A 5,420-nucleotide genomic window follows, 5' to 3' on the forward strand; every position below is an offset into this window, starting at 1 on the left:
CGGCAAGGTCCTGAGCAGCCCGCAGGTCCCGCTGCTGCTCCTGATGTCCAAGCGGTTCGTCACCCCGCTGTACCGCGCCACCTTCCTCGCCTCCGCCGCCGGCCACGGCATGCTGCACTGGATGGCCGTGCGTCCCTGCGACCTGGAGACCCTGGCGCTCAAGCTGGGTGTGAGCGGCAAGCAGGACAAGCAGCGGCTGCGCGCCTGGCTGGAGGTGGGCGTGCGGCTCGGCGAGTTCGACAAACACGAGGGCTGCTACCGGCTCAAGAGCCGCAGCGCCAAGCTGCTGGCCCGGATGAAGCACGACGCCCTGGCCGCGGCGCTCGAAGAGGTCATGCAGAACCACGTGCCGGTGCTGCTGAACGCGCCGCGGATGCTGCGCACCGGCGAGCGCTTCACGATGGCGGACCAGGACGGCAGCGTCATCGCCCGCTCCACCCGGGTCGTCGAGCCGCTCGTGGAGGCCGCCATCGACGCCACCCTCGAACGCGAATACCCCGTGCGGCTGCTGGAGATCGGCTGCGGCAGCGGCGTCTACGTGCGCTACGCCGCCTCGGTCAACCCGCGCCTGACCGCGCTCGCGATCGACCTGCAGGACGAGGTCGCCCGGCAGGCCGCGAAGAACATCGCCGAGTGGGGCCTGGGCGACCGGGTCGAGGTGCGCTGCGGCGACCTGCGCACCCTCGACCTGGAGCCGCAGTTCGACCTGGTCACGATGCACAACAACATCTACTACTTCACGCCCGACGAGCGGGTGGAGATCCTGCGGCGCGCCCGCCGGCTGCTCGCCCCCGGCGGCAAGCTGCTGCTGACCACCTCCTGCAAGGGCGGGCACATCGGGCTGGACCTGCTGAACCTGTGGTTCGAGTACGCCGACTTCGGCGGCCCGCTGCCGGCCGCGGAGGAACTGGTCGACCAGTTCACCCAGGCCGGATTCCTGGACGCGCAAGCCCGGCGCATCGTGCCCGGCGAGCAGTTCCGCGCCTTCGTCGGCACCAACCCCCACGCCCCGCTGTCCTAGCCGCAGGAGCGCCCACCATGTCACCACGTACCGCAGCCGCCACGCACACCGCGGCCACCGCAACCCGGCTCATCGTCGCGCTCACCCGGGAGTCCCCCTTCCCGGACGACAGCGCCCCGGACGGCGCCCTGCTGGGCGGCAAGGCCCTGCGCCTGGCCGAGATGACGGCCGCAGGGATGCCCGTCCCGCCCGCCTTCTGCATCACCACCGACCTGTTCGACAGCTACCTGGCCGACACCGGCCTGGCCGGCAAGATCCAGGAGATGGACCCGGCCGCGGCCCGCGACGCGATCGCGCGCACCGACCTGCCCAAGCCCCTGGCCGACGAGATCACCGCGGCCTACCGGCAGTTGGGCGTCGAACGGGTGGCCGTGCGCTCCTCGGCGCGCAAGGAGGACTCCGCCGCGCAGTCCTTCGCGGGCCAGCACGACACCGTGCTCGACGTCGCCGGGGAAGAGGCGCTGCTGGAGGCGGTCAAGACCTGCTGGGCCTCGCTCTGGTCGCCGCGCGCGGCGGCTTACCGCGCCGCCGACCGGTCCGCCGCCGGATCGATCGCGGTGGTCGTGCAGGAGATGGTGCAGGCCGAGGTCAGCGGAGTGCTGTTCACCGCGGACCCGGTCAGCCCGAAGCCGCACCGGATGATCGTCGAAGCCTGCCACGGCCTGGGCGAGGGGCTGGTGTCCGGGCGGGTCTCCAGCGACTTCTTCGCCCTCGACGACCGGACGATGGAACCGGTCGAGGAGCGTATCCGGTACAAGGTGACCAAGTGCGCGCCGATCGAACCCGGCCGGATCGGCATGATCAAGGTGGACGGCGCCGCCCGCAGCGCCCCCTGCCTTTCCCGCGCCCAACTGCGCGACCTGGCCGCGTTGGCGCTGCGCGTGCGCGCGCACTACGGCAGCGAGCAGGACATCGAATGGTCTCTGCGCGGCGGGCGGCTCTACCTGCTTCAGACCAGGCCGATCACCACCCGCCCGCCGGCCGCGGCCACCGCGCGCAGCCCCTTCCTGCGCCCCCAGCCCGACGCGGTCCAGCACGGCGCGCTCTGGTCGCGCATGGACATCGGCGAGATCTTCGTCGGGCAGATGACCCCGCTCGGCCTGAGCTTCGCCCGGCACCACCAGAAGTACGTGCACGGGCCCTGCGCCGCCTCGGTCGGTGTGCGGGACACCGGCGACTACGTGGGCTACATGGGTTACCTCAACGGGCACGTGTACCTGAACGTCTCGTACACCTCGTACCTGCTCGGCCAGTGCCTGCCCACGCGCGACCAGCGGCATTTCACCGCCCGTTTCGTCAGCGAGGAGGTGGACCTGGCCGGGTACAAGAACCCGTACGGGACCTTCCCCGGCGGGATGGAGGACGTGAAGTCCACCGCCTTCTGGATCAAGCACACCGCGACCGAACTGGTGCGCATGAAGACCCGCTGCAAGCAGCTGGTGGCCTCGCGACTGTTCGAGTTCGACCGCGCCCGGGGCATCGACCTGAGCCGCCTGACCCGCCGCGAACTGCACGCCGAGCTGAACCGCTACCTCGATCACTACCACGACATGCACGTCGGCTACATGCCGTACTACATCAACGCCTTCGGCGCCTACGGCCTGATGACCGAGCTGTGCGCGAAGTGGCTCGGCAGCGCCGGGGAGAACCTGCAGAACCGGATCAAGACCGACATGTCGAACCTGCGCACCGTCGCCTCGGCACGGGAGATCTGGTCCGTGGCGCAGGCCGCGCGGCAGCGCCCGAACGTGCTGAGCATCATCCGGGACAGCCCCCTGGAGCGGATCGAGGCCGCGCTGCGCGAGGACGAGGACGGCTCGCTCTTCTGGGACCGGCACATGGAGCCGTTCCTGCGCGCCAACGGCACCCGCAGCCAGCAGGAGATGGAGCTGACCCACCCGCGCTGGATCGACGACCCCTCATACCTGTTCCAGATGATCCGCCGGTACGCCGAGGACGGGATGTCCATCGACGAGATCCTCAAGCGCAACCGCGGCGAGGCCGGGCAGGAGGACGCCACCGCGGTGCTGCGCACGCTGCCGCGGGCCAAGCGCGCCACCCTTGAGAAGATCATCGCGCTCTACGCGAACTGCAGCGAACTGCGCGAGACCGCGCGGATGTCGATGGTCACCTCGCTCTGGCTGATCCGCAACGTCGTCTACGAGGTCGCCCGGCGCCTGGTCGACGAGGGGGTGCTCTACAACGCGGACGAGGTCGCCTTCCTCGAATTCGACGACGTGCGCGCGTACCTGGCCGGCGGCGCCCCGGCGAGCGAGCTGTTCGAGCGGGCCGCGATCGACGAGACCCGGCGCGTGTACGAACACTACAAGCGGCTGCCCGAGCCGCCGCTGTCCTTCATCGGCGAGTGCGACCCGGCGCGCCGGGAGCGCCCGGCCGGCGACGGCCCGCGGCTGGCCGGCCTGGGCGCCAGTCCCGGCCGGGTGACCGGGCGCGCCCGCATCATCGAGGACCTGGTCTGGCAGGCCGACGAGTTCCAGCCGGGGGAGATCCTGGTCACCCGCTACACCGACGCGTCGTGGACTCCGCTGTTCGCCATCGCCGGCGGCGTGGTCACCGACATCGGCTCGATGCTCTCGCACAGCTCGATCGTCTCGCGCGAGTTCAACGTGCCCTCCGTGGTCAACACCAAGCACGCCACCCAGCGCATCAACACCGGCGACACCATCACGGTCGACGGCGACACCGGCCTGGTCGAAATCCTCGAAGCCTGATCCGCACGCGCAACCGCGACGACGACGCCCCGCCCCCGGCGGCGGGGCGGGACGGAGAGAGACCCCTCATGATTCCCAACCAGTGGTATCCGATCCTGCTGCCCGAGGACGTCACCGACGACAAACCGACCGGTGTGCGCCGCATGGGCCAGGACCTGGTGGTGTGGCGCGACATCGACGGCAACCTGGTCTGCCAGGACGCCCGCTGCCCGCACAAGGGCGCGAACCTCGGCGACGGGCGGCTCAAGGGCAACTCGGTCGAGTGCCGCTACCACGGGTTCCGCTACGGCCCGGACGGCGCCTGCGTCGCCATCCCGGCGCTCGGCTCGGACGCCCGCATCCCCGCCGCCCTCTCCATCCGCAACCATCCGGTGCGTGAAGTCAATGGCCTGATCTGGATGTGGTGGGGCGAGGAGCGCCCGGAGCACGAACTGCCCGACGTGCAGATCCCGCCGGAGGTCGCCGACAACCCCAGGCTGCACGCCACCATGCACTGGACGCGTCCGGTGCACTACACCCGCTACATCGAGAGCGTCCTGGAGTTCTACCACGTCACCTACGTGCACCGGGACCACTGGTTCAACTACGTGGACTACCTGTTCCTCTACGGCACGCTGCGCAAGCTCGGACTCGACGGCCGCGAGCGTTACCTGGCCGCCACCAAGGTCGAGAACAGCCACCTGGAGACCGACGGGCAGACCCTGCGCTACTCCTTCGACCACGTGGAGGAGGAGGACCCGACCAACGCCAACCACTACGACGTGACCTTCACCTTCCCGTCGATGTCGCACATCGTCAGCAAGCAGTTCGAGGTCACCGCCTGGTTCGCGCCCATCGACGACGAGCACACCGAGATCTTCCTGCGCTGGTACGAGTTCCCGCGTCTCAAGGGCGTGCTGCGCTCCGAGAAGCTGCGCCGCCTCGTGCCGCGCCTGTCGCTGTACATGGAGAAGTGGGTGCAGGACCCCCAGGACGTGCGCGTCATGCTCGGCCAGGAGCCCAAAGTCAGCGCGCGCGGGGTGAGCAAGTTCATCCCCGTCGACGAGTTGAACGCGAAGTACGTCTCGATGCGCACCCGGCTGTTGCAGGAGGCCGCCGAGGCGGCCGAGGCGGCCGCGCGCCGCGAAGCGCCGGCCGAGGCCGAACCGGCGCCCGAGGCCGAGCCCGGCTCGGCGAACGGCGTGGCGCACGCGTCCGCGAACGGCACGGCGAACGGCACGGCGAACGGCACGGCGAACGGCGCAGCCCGGCGCACGGCGCGCACCGCACCGGCCGCCGACAACGACAGGGTCCTGACCCGCCGGGCCAACGGCACGCGAAGCGCCAACGGCACGGCTGCGAACGGCGCGGCTGCGAACGGCGCGACCAACGGCGCCGCGGGCGTCGAGCCGTCCGCCGCCGACCAGTCCACGGCTGAAGCGTCCACCTCGGCGCGCTGACGCGCCCGCGAACCCCGCCGGCGGGTGCGGTGGCCTCCCCAGCCCGCACCCGCCGCCGGTCGCTGCGACATCCGCTCTTCGTGACCCCGTCAGCGTCCGAAGAGGTCAATGCCCGGTCAGCGAGCGGTCAGCCCTCCTCGCGAGACTGACCGCACCGGGCGCCCCGGCGCGGCAGGTCTGTCCGCCCGCACCCCGAATCCGGCTCAGCCCGCCCCGATTCCCCAGGAG

General features: G+C 70.8%; 3 protein-coding genes. All 3 read left to right on the forward strand.

Going from position 1 to position 5,420, the window contains the following annotated elements; translation table 11 throughout:
* On the forward strand, positions 1 to 1,021 hold a 1,021-nt coding region (locus KGA66_RS27900), incomplete at its 5' end, for an SAM-dependent methyltransferase (RefSeq protein ID WP_211472389.1).
* 17 nt (positions 1,022 to 1,038) lie between these two features.
* Entirely contained in the window at positions 1,039 to 3,753 is a 2,715-nt protein-coding gene (redH, locus tag KGA66_RS27905) for an undecylprodigiosin ligase RedH (RefSeq protein ID WP_211472391.1), read from the forward strand.
* Positions 3,754 to 3,821: 68 nt separating this feature from the next.
* Complete coding sequence (locus KGA66_RS27910) at positions 3,822 to 5,192, forward strand: Rieske 2Fe-2S domain-containing protein (protein ID WP_211472393.1); 1,371 nt, start codon at positions 3,822 to 3,824, stop codon at positions 5,190 to 5,192.
* Positions 5,193 to 5,420: the final 228 nt, after the last annotated feature.

The organism is Actinocrinis puniceicyclus (assembly GCF_018283645.1).
GTDB lineage: Bacteria > Actinomycetota > Actinomycetes > Streptomycetales > Catenulisporaceae > Actinocrinis > Actinocrinis puniceicyclus.